Below are 16,185 nucleotides of genomic sequence, written 5' to 3'. Positions count from 1 at the left end.
CCCGGAGGCAAGGCATGATCATCATCGCAGGCATCATCATCGGGGCGCTGATCGGCGCCGCCAATGCCCGCAAACGCAACGGCTCGGGGCTGGATATCACGCAGTATGCGGCGGTCGGCGGCATCATCGGCGGCATTCTGGGCATGTTCGCGACCATCGGTATCGAACGGATGCTCTGAGATGTTCCGCCCCTTCCTTGACAGCCTGCGCGACCATGCCGTCCCGGTCAGTCTGCGCGAATACCTCAGTTTTCTTGAGGCGCTCAAGGCGGGGCTGGCGCAGTTCGATGCCGAAGGGTTCTATTATCTCGCCCGCACCACACTGGTGAAGGACGAGCGCCATATCGACCGTTTTGACCGCGCTTTCGCCCACAGCTTCAAGGGGCTGGACGCGATCACCGCCGATCAGGTGTTGGAGGCCGTGGATATCCCGCCCGAATGGCTGGAGAAGATGGCGGAGAAGCACCTGACCGACGAGGAACGCGCCAAGATCGAGGCGCTTGGCGGGTTCGAGAAGCTGATGGAGACCCTGCGCCAGCGGCTGGAAGAGCAGAAGGGGCGCCATCAGGGCGGCAACAAATGGGTCGGCACCGCCGGAACCTCGCCCTTCGGGGCCTATGGCTATAACCCCGAAGGGGTACGCATCGGCCAGAAAGAGGGGCGGCACGGCCGTGCCGTCAAGGTCTGGGACAAGCGCGAATTCCGCAATCTGGATGATTCCGTCGAACTGGGCACGCGCAACATCAAGGTCGCGCTCAAACGCCTGCGCCACTGGGCCCGCGACGGCGCGCATGAGGAGTTGGACCTCGACGGAACCATCCGCGCCACCGCCGAACAGGGCTGGCTGGACGTGAAAACCCGGCCCGAGCGGCGCAATGCGGTGAAGGTGCTGCTTTTTCTCGATGTCGGCGGCTCCATGGACCCCTACGTCAAGGTGGTGGAGGAGCTGTTCAGCGCCGCCAAGGCCGAATTCAAGCATATGGAATATTACTATTTCCATAACTGCCTCTATGAATATGTCTGGCGCGACAATGCGCGGCGCTGGTCCGAGCGCACCCCAACCTGGGAGGTGCTGCGCACCTATGGCAGTGATTACAAATGTATCTTTGTCGGCGATGCGAATATGTCGCCCTATGAGATCGCCTATGTCGGCGGCGCGAACGAGCACTGGAACGAGGAAACCGGCGCCACCTGGCTGGCCCGCGCCCGGAGCCAGTGGCCCGATAACCTGTGGATCAACCCCACGCCGGGCCAGTATTGGGACCATTCCCATTCCATCCGCCTGATCCGTGAGGTTTTCGAGGACAGGATGGTGTCGATGACGCTGGAAGGGCTGACCGAAGGGATGCGCCTGCTGCGGCGCTGATCCGGGCTGCGGGCGGCAGATTTCCGGGGCCGCGTTTCGGGGCGGCCGGGCAGGGGGGCCAGCCCCCCTCGGCGCTGCGCGCCTCACCCCCCGGCGTATTTCCGGCAAGATGAAGGGGGGCGGCGCGCCTCGGTCATGGACAGGCGCCGCTTGCGGGTTTATCTAGCAAAGCAGCCACGAGAAAGGGAGCCGCCATGCGCGATCTCACGCTGCCCGACCAGCGCCACCCCGAGAAGGCCCATCGCCTTGATCAGGCGCAGCCCAAGAAGCCCGCCTGGATCCGCGTTAAGGCCCCGGGTGGCGAGGCGTATAACGAGACGCGGCGCATCATGCGCGACAACAAGCTGACCACGGTCTGCGAAGAGGCGGGCTGCCCGAATGTGGGCGAGTGCTGGAGCCAGGGCCACGCGACCATGATGATCATGGGCGAGATCTGCACACGGGGCTGCACCTTCTGCAATGTCGCCACCGGCAAGCCGCAGCTGCTGGATGCGTTCGAGCCAGGGCGCGTGGCGCATGCGGTGGCCACGCTGGGGCTGAAGCATGTGGTCATCACCTCGGTGGACCGTGACGATCTGGAGGATGGCGGGGCGGAGCATTTCGCCCAGACCATCCGCGCCGTGCGCCACCGTGCGCCAGAGACCACGATTGAAATTCTGACCCCCGATTTCCTGAAATGCCCGGTCTCGGCGGTGGAAACGGTGGTTGCGGCGCGGCCGGACGTGTTCAACCACAACCTTGAGACCGTGCCGGGGCTTTACCCCGAGGTGCGCCCCGGCGCGCGGTATTTCCACAGCCTGCGGCTGTTGCAGCGCGTCAAGGAGATGGACCCGGCCATTTTCACCAAATCCGGCATCATGGTGGGGCTGGGCGAGGACCGTCAGGCGGTGCTGCAGGTGATGGATGACATGCGCGCGGCGGATGTCGATTTTCTGACCATCGGCCAGTATCTGCAGCCGACGCCCAAGCATCACCGGGTTGACCGCTTCGTGACGCCCGAGGAATTCGCTTCCTATGAAAAGGCCGCTTATGGCAAGGGGTTCCTGATGGTTTCGGCCACGCCGCTGACGCGGTCAAGCTACCACGCGGGCGATGATTTCGAGCGCCTGCGCGTGGCGCGGCAGGAGCGGCTTGCGCGGCGGTGAGCATGGGCGCCACCCGGGCTCAACGGGCGCGCTGAGGCGGCGCAGGCGGATCAGTAGATATAGCGTATCTGGTCGCTCCAGTAGCGTTCCAGACGCCGCAGGGCGGCATTGATCCTGTCCAGCTCATCCATCCCGGTGACCTGCCGCTCGGTCAGGCCGAGGGCGTGGCGCTCGAACAGCTGCGCGACGACGGTTCTGATTTTCTGCCCCTCGCCCGTCAGCCGCACCCGCACCGAGCGGCGGTCGATGGCGCAGCGCTGGTGGTGCATATAGCCGGTTTCGACCAGTTTCTTCAGATTGTACGAAACATTCGAGCCCTGATAATAGCCACGGGTTTTCAGCTCCCCGGCCGTAAGCTCCTGCTCACCGATATTGAACAGCATCAGCGCCTGCACGGCGTTGACATCGAGCACGCCAAGGCGCTCGAATTCATCCTTGATCACATCCAGCAGCAGCCGGTGCATCCGTTCCACCAGCGCGAGGCTTTCAAGATAGCAGGGCAGGATATCCGGCTTCGGCGTGCCCCCGGCCTGAACCTGCACGTCAGTTTCACGGGCGCCCGGCGTCACCGACGGCCCCTGGCCATAGGGTTTCGCGGGGGGCTTCATACGCGCAAGAAAACTCATCCGTCTCTCCGGACAGTGGGGGTTCCGGTAAGCGTGATGCAGAAAGGAAAACATCGGGTTAAACCTGCTGAAAAAAAAGAGACAAATATATCCGCAATGGTGCATGATCCGAGTTGACCGGCTATTCGGCGATGCGCATGATCCGCGCGTAGAAACCTCTGGAGATTCCCATGTCTATTGTTACGCGTACCGCGCTGGCAGCGGTGTTGGCTGTCGGCCTGCCGTTGGCTGCGCATGCTTGTCCTGATTATGGCATGAACGGCGCCGGGCTGAACTATACCTCCGATCAGGCCTATACCCCGCGCGCCCATTCGGTGACCGCGGGTGGGTCGGTCAACCTTGCGGGCTGCCCGCAGCCGGGCCATGGCTATGTTGCTACCGCGCCGGATTTCACCATGCAGTTCTCGGGCAATGGCATGGGCCGGGCACTGGAATTCCGGGTTGAGGGCAGCTGCGATACGGTGCTGCTGGTCAATGACGCGCGCGCCAGCTGGTATTTCAACGATGATGATCAGGGCATTGACCCCCGCATCCGCATCGGCAATGCGCCCGAAGGCATCTATGATATCTGGATCGGCACCTTTGACTCCAACCTCTGCTCGGCGCGGCTGATCGTCGAAACATTCTGAAACGACAGGCGCGGCGGACAGAAACTGCCGCTGCGCCCTGCCTCTCCGGCCGGGCCGTGCGTTGCGCTTTCGGGTTGTGTGTTGATGACGCAGGACAGGGCGCGCCTCATGGACCATCGGGGAAGGCTGCCTGTTCCCTGTCCCCCGTTCTTTTGTACCCCGGAGCCCCGCATGCCCTCCTTTTTTCCCCTGAAACAGCGCCTGGCGCCCGTTGCCTGCGCCACCCTTCTGGTGATGGCCCTTGCCGGACCAGCCAGCGCGCAGCAATGCCCGGACTGGCGGCAGAACGGGGTGACCGTCACCACCGATGCGGAAACCGCCTGGACACCGCAGCGCTATCCGCTGGCGGCGGGTGGCGGGCTGGATCTGTCACGCTGTGGTCAGGCGCCCGGTGTCGGCTATGTGACCGCCGCGCCGAATTTCACCATCAGCTATGATGACCGCAACGCCGGGCATGACCTTGATTTCCGGGTTGAATCACAATGCGATACGGTGATGCTGATCAATGATGCCGGTGCCGCATGGCATTACAACGACGACGAGGACGGCACGGTCAGCCCACGCCTGCGGCTCGCCGCTGCGCCCTCGGGCGTGTACGATGTCTGGGTCGGCACCTACAGCCAGCAGGCCTGTGCGGCGACCTTTGTGCTGGAGACCTTCCCGGCCTCGATGGGGACCTCCAGCTGCCCGGACTGGTCGCTGGGCGGGACTGAGCTGCAACTGGCAAGCGGTCAGTCCCTTCAGCGCGCCGTTGTGGCGGGGGGATCGGTCAACCTTTCTGTAAGCCAATGCGGCACCGGCGGGCATGGTCATGTCGCCGAAGCGCCTGATTTCACGCTTTATTATGATGCTCAGAACAGCGGCGCGGCGCTTCAGATCAGCGCGCAGGCGAATTGTGACACCGTGCTGCTGGTCAATGACCCGGGCACCGGCTGGGCCTTCAATGACGATCATCAGGGCCTGAATCCGCAGATCACATTCGAGGCGGCGGGTGACGGGCGCTATGATATCTGGGTGGGCACCTATGGGGATGCGCTTTGCGAAGCCACGATCAATGTGGCCTCGGTCCCGCGCCGGTCGATGCCGGTGCCCGCGCAGCCGGCCAAGTAAGGCCGGCCCGAACCGGGGCAGCGCCCCGGTTCTGCCGAGGCATGCGTCAGCCGGGCACAATCCTGCTGGCGGCATGCGCGGCGATCCGGTCAAGCAGATCGCCATAGCGTGCCGGACCCGGCGCACCCGGGTTGGGGCCGATCCGCGCGGTCAGCCACAGGTAGAGGTCATGGTCATTCTCTTCCAGAAGCGCGTCGAACAGGGCGCGGGCGGGGGCGTCAAGCGCCGCCAGCGCGGTGTCGGCGAAGGGCCCGAGGATCAGGTCCATCTCCTTGATGCCACGCCGCCAGGAGCGCATGCGCAGCCGCTTCAGTTCCGTATCTTCAGACATGCGCCGCTCCGATCTGCTGGCGAAGACGTTTTTCAATCTGCCCCACACGCTCGCTCATGGAAAGCATTTCAGCGCGCATCCGGCGCAGATCGGCCAGCGTGCGTTGCAGCGATTCATCGCGGGCCTGTTCCTCGTTGAGGGGGGGCGCCACGCCATCGCCTTCGCCGGTCAGCAGCCAGCGCAGCGAGACACCGAGCATCGCCGCCAGCATCTGCAAGCGGTTCGCGCGCGGCTCGGCCAGATCATTCTCCCAGCCGCGCAGGGTTTTCAGCCGCACGCCCAGCCGTGTCGCCAGCCCTGACTGGCTGAGGCCAGCGGCTTCCCGTGCGGCGGAAAGGCGGTCGCCCAGCGTTGCCTGACTGTCCGAGAACCACGCGTCTTCGGTATCACTGCTCACTGTCTCTTCCTCCATGCGGTGTGCCCGCTCAACAGCCTGTGCGCAGCGTGAGCGCGCGGCGGCGAATGCCCTTGAACGGGATCAGGCCGCACCATAGAAGATGGGCCGTGAAAACACAAACCGGAGCGCCCCTTATGCCCTTCCTGTCCGACACCCTTGCCCGCGTCAAACCCTCGGCCACTATTGCCGTCACCAACAAGGCGCGCGAGCTTCAGGCCGCGGGCCGCGATGTGATCGGACTGGGCGCGGGTGAGCCTGATTTCGACACGCCGCAGAATATCAAGGACGCCGGCAAGCGCGCGATTGATGAGGGCAAGACAAAATACACCGCCGTCGATGGCCTGCCTGAGCTGAAAAAGGCGATCTGCGAGAAATTCGCGCGCGAGAACGGGCTGAGCTATACGCCGGGTCAGATCACGGTGGGCACGGGCGGCAAGCAGATCCTCTACAACGCGCTGATGGCGACACTGAACCCGGGTGATGAGGTGATCATCCCGGCGCCCTACTGGGTCAGCTACCCCGATATGGTGCTGCTGGCGGGCGGCACGCCGGTGCCGGTGGAAGCCGGGATCGAAACCGGGTTCAAGCTGACGCCGCAGGCGCTCGAAGCGGCGATCACGCCGAAAACCAAGTGGTTCATCTTCAACTCACCCTCGAACCCGACCGGCGCGGGCTATACGCGCGACGAGCTTAAGGCGCTGACCGATGTGCTGATGCGCCACCCCCATGTCTGGGTGATGTCGGATGACATGTATGAGCATCTGGTGTTCGATGATTTCGAGTTCTGCACCCCGGCGCAGGTGGAGCCGGGCCTTTATGAGCGCACGCTGACCTGCAATGGTGTCTCCAAGGCCTATGCGATGACCGGCTGGCGGATCGGTTATGCGGGCGGGCCGCAGGCGCTGATCAAGGCGATGGGCACGATCCAGTCGCAATCCACCTCAAACCCCTGTTCGATCTCGCAATATGCGGCCCTTGAGGCGCTGACCGGCCCGCAGGATTTCCTGCCCGAGAACCGCAAGACCTTTCAGCGCCGCCGCGATCTGGTGGTGTCGATGCTCAACGCCGCCGAGGGCATCAACTGCCCCACACCCGAAGGCGCGTTCTATGTCTATCCCGATATCTCGGGCTGTATCGGCAAGACATCGGCGGCGGGCACGCTGATCAGCGATGATGAGGCCTTTGCCACGGCGCTGCTGGAGGAAAACGGCGTGGCGGTGGTCTTTGGTGCGGCGTTCGGTCTGAGCCCGAACTTCCGCGTCAGCTATGCCACCTCGGACGAGGCGCTGCGCGAGGCCTGCACCCGCATCCAGACCTTCTGCGCCGCTCTGCGCTGAGTGTCGGTTTTGGCACGGCCCCGGGTGATCCCCGGGGCTTTTGTTTTTGGGGGCCGGGCAGGGGGGCGTTGCCCCCCTCGGCCTGCGGCCTCACCCCCCAGCGTATTTCCGGCAAGATGAAAAGGCGGCGGCGCGCTCAGGCATCGACGGTCTTGTGGACCTGCTCGCCCAGCCCCTCGATGCCCAGCCGCACCGTCTGCCCCGCGCGCAGGAAGACCGGCTGCGGCTTCTGGCCAAGGCCCACGCCGGGCGGGGTGCCGGTGGCGATGATATCGCCCGGATGCAGGGTGATGCACTGGCTGACATAGCTGACCAGCGCGGCCACGCTGAAGATCATGGTGCCGGTTGTGCCATTCTGCATGCGTCTGCCGTCGATATCGGTGAACATGGCGAGGTTCTGCGGGTCAGCTATTTCGTCTGCGGTGACCAGCCAGGGGCCAAGCGGGCCGAAGCTGTCAAAGCCCTTGCCCTTGTCCCAGGTGCCGCCGCGCTCAAGCTGCCATGTGCGTTCCGAGACATCGTTGCAGACCGTATAGCCCGCGACATGGGCCAGCGCCTGTTCCTCTGAGACCCGCCGCGCGGTAGTGCCGATGACGACCGCCAGTTCGCATTCCCAGTCGGTTTTCACGGAGCCCGGCGGGATCAGGATGGGGTCATCCGGCCCGGCGATGGCGCCCAGCGATTTCAGGAAGATGATCGGCTCGGTCGGCGGGGTGGCGCCGGTTTCAGCGGCGTGGTCGGCATAGTTCAGGCCGATGCAGACGAAATTGAGCATCCCCGCTACCGGCGCGCCCAGCCGCGTGCCCGGCGCAACCCGTGGCAGTGCCATCGCGTCAATCCCGGCCAGCGCCGCCAGCCCCTGCGGCGACAGGACCGGCCCCGCGATATCGGCGACATGGACCGATAGATCGCGGACAGAGCCGTCCGGGGCCAGCATGCCCGGCTTTTCCTGCCCGGCTTTTCCGTGGCGCAGCAGTTTCATGGGGGTCTTCCTTATACTTGGTCCTGTTGCGCCCATGGATAGCGAGGGTCAGGGGGGCGGGGCAAGGTCTGGGCGCCTTTCAGGGGGCGCTTTCGCTGAAAGCATGGCAGTGCAGGAAGCACAGTTTGTTGCCCTCAGGATCGCGGACATAGGCGGCGTGAAAGTCATCGCTGTATATTGGCCGGTCGCCGGGCGCACCCTCATCGCTGCCGCCCCGGTTCAGCGCGGTTTCCCAGGCGCGGCGCACGGCCTTGCGGCTGGGACATCTGAACGCGATTTGGACGCCGTTGCCCGCCGTGGCCGGTTCGCCATTTACCGGGTGGCGCAGCGCGAATTGCGGCCAGCGCTGTCCCGGGTATTGCCAGATGACCCCGGCGGGGCTGATGGTGCCCGTATCGGTTGCGTCAACATCTGTCGTGCGTCGCAGCCCCAGCGGCGCCAGCACAGCATCGTAAAACGCAACCATCGCCGTGATATCATTGGCGCCCACCATGATATGCGTGAACATGCGCGCGGACCTCCTGCCTTTCCTCCGGTCGGCCTTAGCCTCGCACAGGCGCGGGAAATGGAAAAGGCCCCCGGGCGGGGGCCTTTCCTGTGTTCGCGGGCGGGTGGGTCAGTCGATCATCGGCAGCAGCGAGTCGATCGACTTTTTCGCATCGCCGTAGAACATGCGCGTGTTCTCCTTGAAGAACAGCGGATTTTCGATGCCGGAATAGCCCGTCCCCTGACCACGCTTGGACACGAAGACCTGCTTCGCGCGCCAGCATTCCAGCACCGGCATCCCGGCGATGGGCGAGTTGGGGTCTTCCTGCGCGGCCGGGTTCACGATGTCATTGGAGCCGATGACGATGGCAACGTCGGTCGAGGGGAAATCCTCGTTGATCTCGTCCATCTCCAGCACAATGTCATAGGGTACCTTGGCCTCGGCCAGCAGCACGTTCATATGCCCGGGCAGGCGGCCCGCCACCGGGTGGATGGCAAAGCGCACATTCTTGCCGCGCGCGCGCAGCTTGCGGGTCAGCTCAGACACCGATTGCTGCGCCTGCGCCACCGCCATGCCGTAGCCGGGGATGATGATGATCGAATCGGCATCATTGAGTGCGGCCGCCACACTCTCGGCATCAATGGCGACCTGCTCGCCCTCGATGGCCATGGCCGGGCCGGTGGTGCCGCCAAAGCCGCCCAGAATGACCGAGACGAACGAGCGGTTCATCGCCTTGCACATGATGTAACTGAGGATCGCCCCCGATGACCCCACCAGCGCGCCGACCACGATCAGCAGATCGTTGCCAAGGCTGAAGCCGATCGCCGCCGCCGCCCAGCCCGAATAGGAGTTGAGCATTGACACCACGACCGGCATGTCGGCCCCACCGATGCCCATGATCAGGTGATAGCCGATGAACAGCGCCAGAACCGTCAGCAACAGCAGGGTCCAGATGCCCCAGCCCTGCAGATAGAGCACCGCCAGCAGAAGCGACAGCAAAGCCGCACCCGCGTTCAGCATATGCCCGCCGGGCAGCTTTTTCGCGGTGGTATCAACGCGGCCCGCCAGCTTGCCATAGGCGATGACCGAGCCGGTGAAGGTGACCGCGCCGATCCAGATGCCCAGCATCAGCTCAACCCGCAGGATGCCAACCTCGACGGCCGTCTTCTTGCCCAGCAGCGCGCCGAAATTCGACAGGGTGCCCAGCAGGTCATAGGCCTGCAGGCTCAGCGGCCCGGCAGGCTGCGGGAAGGGGAGCCCCGCGGCAGCAAAGGTCTGCGCCACGCGGACCAGTTCAAGATGGGCGTTGAAGCCGACGACGACGGCGGCAAGGCCAACAAGGCTGTGCATGATCGCAACCAGCTCGGGCATCTGGGTCATCTGAACCTTCGTGGCCAGCTGGAAACCCACCGCCGCACCCGCAGCGATAAGGAGCAGCGACAGCCACCAGAGCCCGGCGCCCGGCCCGATCATCGTGGCGGCAACCGCGATTGCCATGCCGGCGATGCCGTACCAGACCGCCCGCTTGGCGCTTTCCTGTCCCGAAAGCCCGCCCAGCGACAGGATGAAGAGCACGCCCGCGACCGCATAAGCCGCAATGGTAAAACCAAAATCCATTTTTCCTACCTTTGCCCGCTCAGGATTTCTGGAACATGGCGAGCATGCGCCGTGTCACCAGGAAGCCGCCGAAGATGTTCACCGCGGCCATGAAGATGCCGAGGGACGCGAGGATCGTGATCAGGAATGAGCTGGAGCCGATCTGCATCAGCGCCCCCAGAATGATGATCGACGAGATCGCGTTGGTGACGGCCATCAGCGGCGTGTGCAGCGAATGCGCCACCCCCCAGATCACCTGGAAGCCGATGAAGACCGACAGGATGAAGACGATGAAATGCTGCATGAAGCTTGCCGGCGCGAACAACCCCGCCCCCAGCACCAGCACCCCGCCGACGGCCAGAAGCGTGACCTGGCTTCTGGTCTGGGCGCGGAAGGCGGCGGTTTCGTTTGCCCGCTTTTCCACAGGCGTCAGTTCTTTGGCCTTTTCCTTGGGCTTGGCAGCGGCGATGGCCTTTACCTTGGGCGGTGGTGGCGGGAAGGTGATGGCACCGGCATGGGCGACCGTCGCGCCGCGGATCACGTCATCTTCCATATTGTGGTTGATGACGCCGTCCTTGCCCGGCGTCAGATCGCTGATCATGTGCCGGATGTTGTTGGAATAAAGCGTCGAAGCCTGCGCCGCCATGCGTGAGGGGAAATCGGTATAGCCGACGATGGTGACACCGTTCGCGCTGACGATCTTCTCGTCGGGCACCGTCAGATCGCAGTTGCCGCCGCGCTCGGCGGCAAGGTCCACCACGACCGAGCCGCGCTTCATCAGCGCCACCATGTCCTCGGTCCACAGCTTGGGCGCGGGGCGGCCAGGGATCAGCGCGGTGGTGATGACGATATCGACGTCAGGGGCCAGTTCGCGGAATTTCGCCAGCTGCTTTTCGCGGAACTCGGGGCTGGAGGGGGCGGCATAGCCGCCGGTGGCGGCGCCGTCCTGCGCCTCCTCGAAATCGAGATAGACAAACTCGGCGCCCATCGATTCGATCTGCTCGGCCACTTCAGGGCGGACATCGAAGGCATAGGTGATCGCACCAAGGCTGGTCGCGGTACCGATGGCGGCCAGACCGGCCACGCCCGCACCCACTACCAGAACCTTCGCCGGCGGCACCTTGCCCGCTGCCGTCACCTGTCCGGTGAAGAAGCGGCCAAAGTTGTTCCCGGCCTCGATCACGGCGCGGTAACCGGCGATATTGGCCATGGAAGACAGGGCATCCATCTTCTGCGCGCGCGAGATGCGCGGCACCATATCCATGGCAATGACGCTGGCGCCGCTGTCGCGGGCCTTTTCCAGCGCTTCCGCGTTCTGGGCGGGCCAGAAGAAGGAAATCAGCGTCTTGCCGGGTGCCAGGCGCGCCATCTCGGAAACCGAAGGTTCCCGGACCTTGACGATGACCGCCGCCTCCTGAAAGAGGGCCTCGGCGGTGGGAACAACCGTCACCCCGACGGCCGCATAGGCCGCATCCTCGAAGCCAGCCGCCGCACCGGCCCCGGCCTCGATCAGGCATTCATGCCCCAGCTTCGTGAGCTGGATCGCCGAGTCCGGCGTCATCGCCACCCGGTTCTCGCCCGGAAAAATCTCTTTTGGAGCGCCGATCTTCACGCTAGGTCCCCCATTCTTCTGGCCCGGCACAGGGCCGGACTTTGCTGTTCGTGCGCAAAGTCCATAACCCGCGAAAGAATGTTGCACAAGCAGCATGGATGCTGCGACGGGTCATATTCCACATCCGCGCCGCGCCGACGTGCCACCGGGGAAGGGCGCGCACGCCCTTGAGGGGGCTTCGCTCCCTCTCCTTTCAAATAAAAGATCAGGGGGCTTTGCCCCCTCTGGGCCTGCGGCCCATTCACCCCCAGGATATTTCCAGACAGAAAATGAGCGAGCCCGGCGCTTTTCATTTTCTGTCGATAAATATCCCGGGGGAGTCCGGCCATCGCAGATGGACGGGCGGGGGCAGCGCCCCCCTTCTCTTGAACAAAAGACTTCTGCGGCAGCAGGCAATAAGGTCACTCAGACCCATTTCGCCAGCGGCGGCAGGCTCATCAGCACGGCATTGGCGTCATGCCCGGTTTCAAGGCCGAATTTCGTGCCTCGGTCATAGACGAGATTGTATTCGGCATAGAGGCCGCGGTGGACAAGCTGGGTGTCCTTGTCGGCCTCCGACCACCCCGTCATGCGGCGGCGTTCGGTCAGTGGCAGGAAGGCGGGCAGGAAGGCCTCGCCCACCGCGCGGGTGAAGGCGAAATCGGCTTCCCAGTCGCCTGTGTTCAGATCGTCGAAAAAGATGCCGCCGACGCCGCGCGCGCGTCCGCGGTGGGGGATGAAGAAATACTCATCCGCCCAGGCCTTGAAGCGGGGGTAATATTCCGGCTGGTGGGCATCGCAGGCGGCCTGCAGTGTGGCGTGGAAATGCGCGGTGTCCGGCGGGTATTCGATACAGGGGTTCAGATCGGCCCCGCCGCCGAACCACCAGGCCTGCGGGGTCCAGAACAGGCGGGTATTCATATGTACGGCCGGGCAGTGCGGGTTCTGCATATGGGCGACCAGACTGATCCCCGAGGCCCAGAAGCGCGGGTCTTCCGTCATCCCTGGCACACCACGCGCGGCCATGGCCTGTTGCGCGCGCGCGCCCAGTGTTCCGTGCACGGTCGAGATATTGACCCCCACCTTTTCAAACACCCGCCCGCCGCGCATCACGCTCATCAGCCCGCCGCCGCCGCGCCCCTCGTCGCGCTGGGTCGGGGTCACCTCAAAGCGTCCGGCGGGCCGGGAGGCAAGCGGGCCGCTGGTGTGGCTGTCTTCCAGCGCCTCAAACGCGGTGGTGATGCGGTCGCGCAGGGTGCGGAACCAGTCGGCGGCGCGGGTTTTGTTTGTGTCGAAGGCGGTGTCGGTCATCGGTCTGGGTGTTCCTTTCATCATTCGGTGGCGCGGCAGGCCGTGAGCGGGCCATCGGCCCCGGCCTGACCCGCTGCCGGTGTGGGGTTCCACTGGACCCAGCGCCCGTGAAAATCGGCGCGGCCCAGCTGAAAACCCGCATTCCCGGGCCAGAGCCGCAGGGACAGTGCCGCACCCGGCGCGTTGCCATCCGCCTCGAACGCGAGCCATGCCAGCGGGGCATCGGGCCGCGCCGCTGCCCCCGCCGCCGCGATCAGGGCGGCGCCGCGTGCCCGGGTTGCGGCGGGGAAATATTGCCAGGCGATGGTGTGGCAGATCAGGTGCAGCCGTCCCGGGCGCGGCTGTAGCCAGGCTTCCAGCCAGTCGATGGCGTCGCCCGCCTCGGGCCGGGGCGGCTGTGCGGCGATGGCGGCGGTGCTGCGTTCCAGCCGGTCGGGCTGATCGGGCCAGAGATAGGCCAGAAGGCGCAGCCGCTGCGCGGGATCGTCCAGATCTATCGGGTTCAGATCGACACCGGCGCGGCTGGCGATGACCGGCGCGCGGGGCGGGGGCAGGGGGCCGGACCAGTCCGGCGTCAGGGTCAGGACCGGATCGGCCGGGCCGAGGGTGCAGCCGGGCAGGGCCAGCGCATACCGATCCCAGTTCAGGTTCAGCCCGGCGCTTGCGCCCAGTTCGGACAGGTCCAGCGGCAGGCCGAAGCGGTCGCTCAGCCAGTGCCCGGCGGCGATCAGGACGGCGGCGCGGCGCACCTCGTTGGTCTGGGGGGCGCTGTCGATGAAGCGGTCGATGAAGGCGCCTTCGGTGGCCAGCACGCTCTGCACGGCCTGCCAGAGCGCGGCGTCGGTGACCTGCGCGGGGGGATAGGCCGCTGCCAGCGCCGGATGCCCTTGCAGGCGCAGCGCATGCAGCGCGCCGGTCAGCCGCAGCGGCACCGCGTCACCCGTCGCGGTGACATCGCCGGGCCAGTCGAACAGCCGCCGGGTCAGCGGGCTGTCCGGCTCAAGGCGGGTGGCCAGCAGCGTGCAGAGGCGCGCCATGAAGGGCGAGCCCAGCGAATCGCAGGCCCTTGCCTGCCGGTGGAATGCGTCGCGCAGTGTCTGGCTCATCGGAAACGGTCCACCAGTTTTTGCAGCGTGCTGCGGGTATCGGCGGCCTCGGCAGTTTGCGGGGCGGGCGGCGGCGGGCTTTCGGGGGAAGGAAGCGGGGTTTTGTCCGGGGTTTTCTGCGGGGTTTTCTGCGGGGCCTTCTGCGCGACTGCCGTTGCCGTGCCCGGTGCCTTGCCCGGCGCCGCACCCTGCGTGCCGGAATTACGCGCGGGCGCTGTGCGGTTGGCCACGGCATTGAGGAATTTCGCGCCCTCACCCTGCGCCAGCGCACCTGCGCCCTCGCTGATGCCGCGCATCAGATCTTCCAGCCAGTCGCCGTCGGCCTTGGCGAAATCATGTAACACGTAACCTGCCACAAGCTCCTTGCGGCCCGGATGGCCGATCCCCAGCCGCACCCGCGCGAAATCATCGCCGATATGGCCGATGATCGAGCGCAGACCGTTGTGGCCCGCATGCCCGCCGCCTTGCTTCAGACGGCATTTGCCGGGCGCAAGGTCAAGCTCATCATGAAAGACAGTCACATCGGCGGGCGTCAGCTTGTGGTAGCGCGCGGCCTCACCCACCGCCTGACCCGAGAGGTTCATGAAGGTCTGCGGTTTGAGCAGCAGCAGCTTCTCGCCGCCCAGCCGCCCCTCGGCCACCAGAGCGCTGAAGCGTGCCTTCCACGGGCTGAACCCATGGTCTTCGGCGATGCGGTCAAGGGCCATGAAGCCGATGTTATGGCGGTTCATCGCGTATTTCGCGCCCGGATTGCCCAGCCCTGTCCATAGCCTCATTTTGTCACACCCTTCTTGACCTTTCCCCCTGAATGCAACGAAATGCGCCGCGATGCCAGATTGACGGGTGCGGCCCGTGGTCCAGCCTTTATCCCCTTACCCATGGAGCATGCGCATGTATCTGACGATGAACCGATTCAAAGTAAAGCCTGACGCCGAGTCGCAGGCGGCGTTCGAAGAGATCTGGCTGAGCCGCGAAAGCAAGCTGACCCAGGTGCCGGGCTTCGTGGAATTCCACATGCTGCGCGGGCCGGAAGGCGATGAATACCGGCTCTATTCCTCGCATACGATGTGGGAATCGAAAGCGGCTTTCGAGGCCTGGACCCAGTCAGACGCGTTTCGCGGCGCGCATGCCGGGGTGGGCCGCAGCAAAGAGGGCGAGGCTGCCGCCAAGCCCCGCCCCAGCGCCAGCGACCTGATGGTGGATCGCAACGCGCTGGAAGTGTTCGAATCGTTTCAGCATATCAAGGCCTGAAGGCCGCAAACGAAAAAGGCGCGCGGAACCCCGCGCGCCTTCCGGTCCGATGCGCCGGCCCCGCAGGGCGGCAACATGCGATCACTCTTCGGTTTCGTCGCCCGCATCGCCTTCTTCGGCATCCGCCGAACGCAGGCCCGAGGGTGCTGCGATATTGGCGATCACGAAGTTGCGCGCCACGGCGGGTTTGGACCCTTCGGGCAGCGTGATGTCGTCGATATGGATCACATCGCCGATTTCGCGGCCGGTCAGATCAACGATGATCTTTTCCGGGATATCGCCTGCCAGCACGTTCAGTTCGACCTCGGAGCGCACCGTGGTCAGCGTGCCGCCACGCTTGAGGCCGGGTGCGGCTGCGTGGTTGATGAACTCGACATGGATGAACAGGTTGATCCGCGAGGTGCGGCGCAGGCGCATCAGGTCCACATGGGTCGGAAAACCCTTGACCACATCGCGCTGCACGCCCCGGCAGATGACACGCACGTCATCATGGCCTTCGAGCTTCAGGTTGAACAGCGTCGACAGGAAGCGGCCTGCCTTGAGGTTCTTGATGAGGTAGTTGTAGTCGAAGGTCAGGGCGAGCGGGTCTGTGCCGCCACCATAAACCACGCCAGGTACTTTGCCGTCGCGACGGGTCTGACGGGCGGCCCCCTTGCCTGTCCCCGTCCGTACCTCGGCGATCAGATCAGGGATCTCACCAGCCATTTTGGATACTCCAGTTTCCAATAAGTGAAGCGCGCCCCTCCAAGGGTGGATGCACGCATCCGCGGGCCAATAGAGCAGTTTCGCGGGTTTGAAAAGGGGGCGGAGGGAAAAGGGGCGAGGAAAGCGGCCTGTGCCGGGCCGGGCAAGGGGGGCGTTGCCCCCCTCTTGGCCTTTGGCCAATTCACCCCCCAGCGTATTTTCGGCAAGATGAAAGCC

General features: G+C 64.9%; 18 protein-coding genes. 7 read left to right on the top strand and 11 right to left on the bottom strand.

The window, feature by feature from the left end:
- The first annotated feature begins 14 nt into the window (after positions 1 to 14).
- The 3 genes from V7Q53_RS18140 (at position 15) to lipA (ending at position 2,510) form a co-directional block, all read left to right on the top strand.
- Complete coding sequence (locus V7Q53_RS18140; protein WP_333830163.1) at positions 15 to 179, top strand: hypothetical protein; 165 nt, start codon at positions 15 to 17, stop codon at positions 177 to 179.
- A 1-nt stretch (position 180) separates the two neighbouring features.
- Positions 181 to 1,365, top strand: a complete 1,185-nt coding sequence (locus tag V7Q53_RS18135) for a vWA domain-containing protein (RefSeq protein ID WP_333830162.1) — start codon at positions 181 to 183, stop codon at positions 1,363 to 1,365.
- Between the two features lie 194 nt (positions 1,366 to 1,559).
- Entirely contained in the window at positions 1,560 to 2,510 is a 951-nt protein-coding gene (gene lipA, locus V7Q53_RS18130) for a lipoyl synthase (RefSeq protein ID WP_333830161.1), read from the top strand.
- A gap of 50 nt (positions 2,511 to 2,560) precedes the next feature.
- Here the strand turns inward: lipA and V7Q53_RS18125 are convergent, their stop codons facing one another.
- Positions 2,561 to 3,136, bottom strand: coding sequence for a MarR family winged helix-turn-helix transcriptional regulator (locus tag V7Q53_RS18125; protein WP_333830159.1), 576 nt, complete (start codon positions 3,134 to 3,136; stop codon positions 2,561 to 2,563).
- 170 nt (positions 3,137 to 3,306) lie between these two features.
- Here V7Q53_RS18125 and V7Q53_RS18120 point away from each other — a divergent pair, with 170 nt between their 5' ends.
- Together V7Q53_RS18120 and V7Q53_RS18115 are read left to right on the top strand one after the other, a co-directional pair.
- Positions 3,307 to 3,765, top strand: a complete 459-nt coding sequence (locus V7Q53_RS18120) for a hypothetical protein (RefSeq protein ID WP_333830158.1) — start codon at positions 3,307 to 3,309, stop codon at positions 3,763 to 3,765.
- Positions 3,766 to 3,936: 171 nt separating this feature from the next.
- The gene (locus V7Q53_RS18115) at positions 3,937 to 4,875 is read left to right on the top strand and encodes a hypothetical protein (protein ID WP_333830157.1); all 939 of its coding nucleotides are present in this window, start codon (positions 3,937 to 3,939) and stop codon (positions 4,873 to 4,875) included.
- Between the two features lie 46 nt (positions 4,876 to 4,921).
- Here V7Q53_RS18115 and V7Q53_RS18110 read toward each other — a convergent pair whose 3' ends face one another.
- A complete protein-coding gene (locus V7Q53_RS18110; protein ID WP_333830156.1) occupies positions 4,922 to 5,206 on the bottom strand; it encodes an FAD assembly factor SdhE in 285 nt (94 codons plus the stop codon).
- The gene (locus V7Q53_RS18105) at positions 5,199 to 5,603 is read right to left on the bottom strand and encodes a helix-turn-helix domain-containing protein (protein ID WP_333830154.1); all 405 of its coding nucleotides are present in this window, start codon (positions 5,601 to 5,603) and stop codon (positions 5,199 to 5,201) included. Before V7Q53_RS18105 ends, V7Q53_RS18110 begins: the two co-directional genes overlap by 8 nt.
- Before the next feature lie 134 nt (positions 5,604 to 5,737).
- Between V7Q53_RS18105 and V7Q53_RS18100 the strand changes: the two genes are divergently transcribed.
- Positions 5,738 to 6,940 (top strand): pyridoxal phosphate-dependent aminotransferase, encoded by a 1,203-nt coding sequence (locus V7Q53_RS18100; protein WP_333830175.1) that lies wholly within the window; start codon positions 5,738 to 5,740, stop codon positions 6,938 to 6,940.
- A gap of 136 nt (positions 6,941 to 7,076) precedes the next feature.
- On the opposite strand, the gene V7Q53_RS18095 is transcribed toward V7Q53_RS18100, so the two are convergent.
- The 7 genes from V7Q53_RS18095 to pth all read right to left on the bottom strand — a co-directional run bounded on the left by V7Q53_RS18095 (position 7,077) and on the right by pth (position 14,789).
- Positions 7,077 to 7,922 (bottom strand): fumarylacetoacetate hydrolase family protein, encoded by an 846-nt coding sequence (locus V7Q53_RS18095; RefSeq protein WP_333830152.1) that lies wholly within the window; start codon positions 7,920 to 7,922, stop codon positions 7,077 to 7,079.
- A gap of 79 nt (positions 7,923 to 8,001) precedes the next feature.
- A complete protein-coding gene (locus V7Q53_RS18090) occupies positions 8,002 to 8,430 on the bottom strand; it encodes a VOC family protein (protein ID WP_333830150.1) in 429 nt (142 codons plus the stop codon).
- Between the two features lie 108 nt (positions 8,431 to 8,538).
- Complete coding sequence (locus V7Q53_RS18085) at positions 8,539 to 10,026, bottom strand: NAD(P)(+) transhydrogenase (Re/Si-specific) subunit beta (protein ID WP_333830148.1); 1,488 nt, start codon at positions 10,024 to 10,026, stop codon at positions 8,539 to 8,541.
- Between the two features lie 19 nt (positions 10,027 to 10,045).
- Positions 10,046 to 11,617 (bottom strand): Re/Si-specific NAD(P)(+) transhydrogenase subunit alpha, encoded by a 1,572-nt coding sequence (locus V7Q53_RS18080; RefSeq protein WP_333830146.1) that lies wholly within the window; start codon positions 11,615 to 11,617, stop codon positions 10,046 to 10,048.
- 405 nt (positions 11,618 to 12,022) lie between these two features.
- The gene (gene hemF / locus V7Q53_RS18075) at positions 12,023 to 12,907 is read right to left on the bottom strand and encodes an oxygen-dependent coproporphyrinogen oxidase (RefSeq protein WP_333830144.1); all 885 of its coding nucleotides are present in this window, start codon (positions 12,905 to 12,907) and stop codon (positions 12,023 to 12,025) included.
- 20 nt (positions 12,908 to 12,927) lie between these two features.
- Positions 12,928 to 14,013, bottom strand: a complete 1,086-nt coding sequence (locus V7Q53_RS18070) for a DUF2332 domain-containing protein (protein WP_333830142.1) — start codon at positions 14,011 to 14,013, stop codon at positions 12,928 to 12,930.
- Positions 14,010 to 14,789, bottom strand: a complete 780-nt coding sequence (gene pth, locus V7Q53_RS18065) for an aminoacyl-tRNA hydrolase (RefSeq protein WP_333830141.1) — start codon at positions 14,787 to 14,789, stop codon at positions 14,010 to 14,012. The genes V7Q53_RS18070 and pth overlap by 4 nt, the downstream gene beginning before the upstream one ends.
- Before the next feature lie 115 nt (positions 14,790 to 14,904).
- On the opposite strand from pth, the gene V7Q53_RS18060 reads away from it, so the two are divergent.
- Positions 14,905 to 15,264 carry an antibiotic biosynthesis monooxygenase family protein gene (locus tag V7Q53_RS18060; protein WP_333830140.1) on the top strand — a complete coding sequence of 120 codons (360 nt, stop codon included), beginning with the start codon at positions 14,905 to 14,907 and terminating at the stop codon, positions 15,262 to 15,264.
- 81 nt (positions 15,265 to 15,345) lie between these two features.
- Here V7Q53_RS18060 and V7Q53_RS18055 read toward each other — a convergent pair whose 3' ends face one another.
- Positions 15,346 to 15,969: a 50S ribosomal protein L25/general stress protein Ctc gene (locus V7Q53_RS18055; RefSeq protein ID WP_333830139.1), complete on the bottom strand. Its 624-nt coding sequence runs from the start codon at positions 15,967 to 15,969 to the stop codon at positions 15,346 to 15,348.
- Between the last annotated feature and the right edge of the window lie 216 nt (positions 15,970 to 16,185).

It is taken from the genome of Pararhodobacter sp. (assembly GCF_036802785.1).
In the GTDB taxonomy this organism is placed as follows: domain Bacteria; phylum Pseudomonadota; class Alphaproteobacteria; order Rhodobacterales; family Rhodobacteraceae; genus Pararhodobacter.
Note: the sequence above shows the minus strand (reverse complement) of the source record. Positions and strands in the feature narration are given on the sequence as shown.

Excerpts from the sequence above, each read along its gene's own strand:
- V7Q53_RS18140 (WP_333830163.1), top strand. The coding sequence starts at position 15 with ATGATCATCATCGCAGGCATCATCATCGGGGCGCTGATCGGCGCCGCC.
- V7Q53_RS18135 (WP_333830162.1), top strand. The coding sequence starts at position 181 with ATGTTCCGCCCCTTCCTTGACAGCCTGCGCGACCATGCCGTCCCGGTC.
- lipA (WP_333830161.1), top strand. The coding sequence starts at position 1,560 with ATGCGCGATCTCACGCTGCCCGACCAGCGCCACCCCGAGAAGGCCCAT.
- V7Q53_RS18125 (WP_333830159.1), bottom strand. The coding sequence starts at position 3,136 with ATGAGTTTTCTTGCGCGTATGAAGCCCCCCGCGAAACCCTATGGCCAG.
- V7Q53_RS18120 (WP_333830158.1), top strand. The coding sequence starts at position 3,307 with ATGTCTATTGTTACGCGTACCGCGCTGGCAGCGGTGTTGGCTGTCGGC.
- V7Q53_RS18115 (WP_333830157.1), top strand. The coding sequence starts at position 3,937 with ATGCCCTCCTTTTTTCCCCTGAAACAGCGCCTGGCGCCCGTTGCCTGC.
- V7Q53_RS18110 (WP_333830156.1), bottom strand. The coding sequence starts at position 5,206 with ATGTCTGAAGATACGGAACTGAAGCGGCTGCGCATGCGCTCCTGGCGG.
- V7Q53_RS18100 (WP_333830175.1), top strand. The coding sequence starts at position 5,738 with ATGCCCTTCCTGTCCGACACCCTTGCCCGCGTCAAACCCTCGGCCACT.
- V7Q53_RS18095 (WP_333830152.1), bottom strand. The coding sequence starts at position 7,922 with ATGAAACTGCTGCGCCACGGAAAAGCCGGGCAGGAAAAGCCGGGCATG.
- V7Q53_RS18090 (WP_333830150.1), bottom strand. The coding sequence starts at position 8,430 with ATGTTCACGCATATCATGGTGGGCGCCAATGATATCACGGCGATGGTT.
- V7Q53_RS18085 (WP_333830148.1), bottom strand. The coding sequence starts at position 10,026 with ATGGATTTTGGTTTTACCATTGCGGCTTATGCGGTCGCGGGCGTGCTC.
- hemF (WP_333830144.1), bottom strand. The coding sequence starts at position 12,907 with ATGACCGACACCGCCTTCGACACAAACAAAACCCGCGCCGCCGACTGG.
- V7Q53_RS18070 (WP_333830142.1), bottom strand. The coding sequence starts at position 14,013 with ATGAGCCAGACACTGCGCGACGCATTCCACCGGCAGGCAAGGGCCTGC.
- pth (WP_333830141.1), bottom strand. The coding sequence starts at position 14,789 with ATGAGGCTATGGACAGGGCTGGGCAATCCGGGCGCGAAATACGCGATG.
- V7Q53_RS18060 (WP_333830140.1), top strand. The coding sequence starts at position 14,905 with ATGTATCTGACGATGAACCGATTCAAAGTAAAGCCTGACGCCGAGTCG.
- V7Q53_RS18055 (WP_333830139.1), bottom strand. The coding sequence starts at position 15,969 with ATGGCTGGTGAGATCCCTGATCTGATCGCCGAGGTACGGACGGGGACA.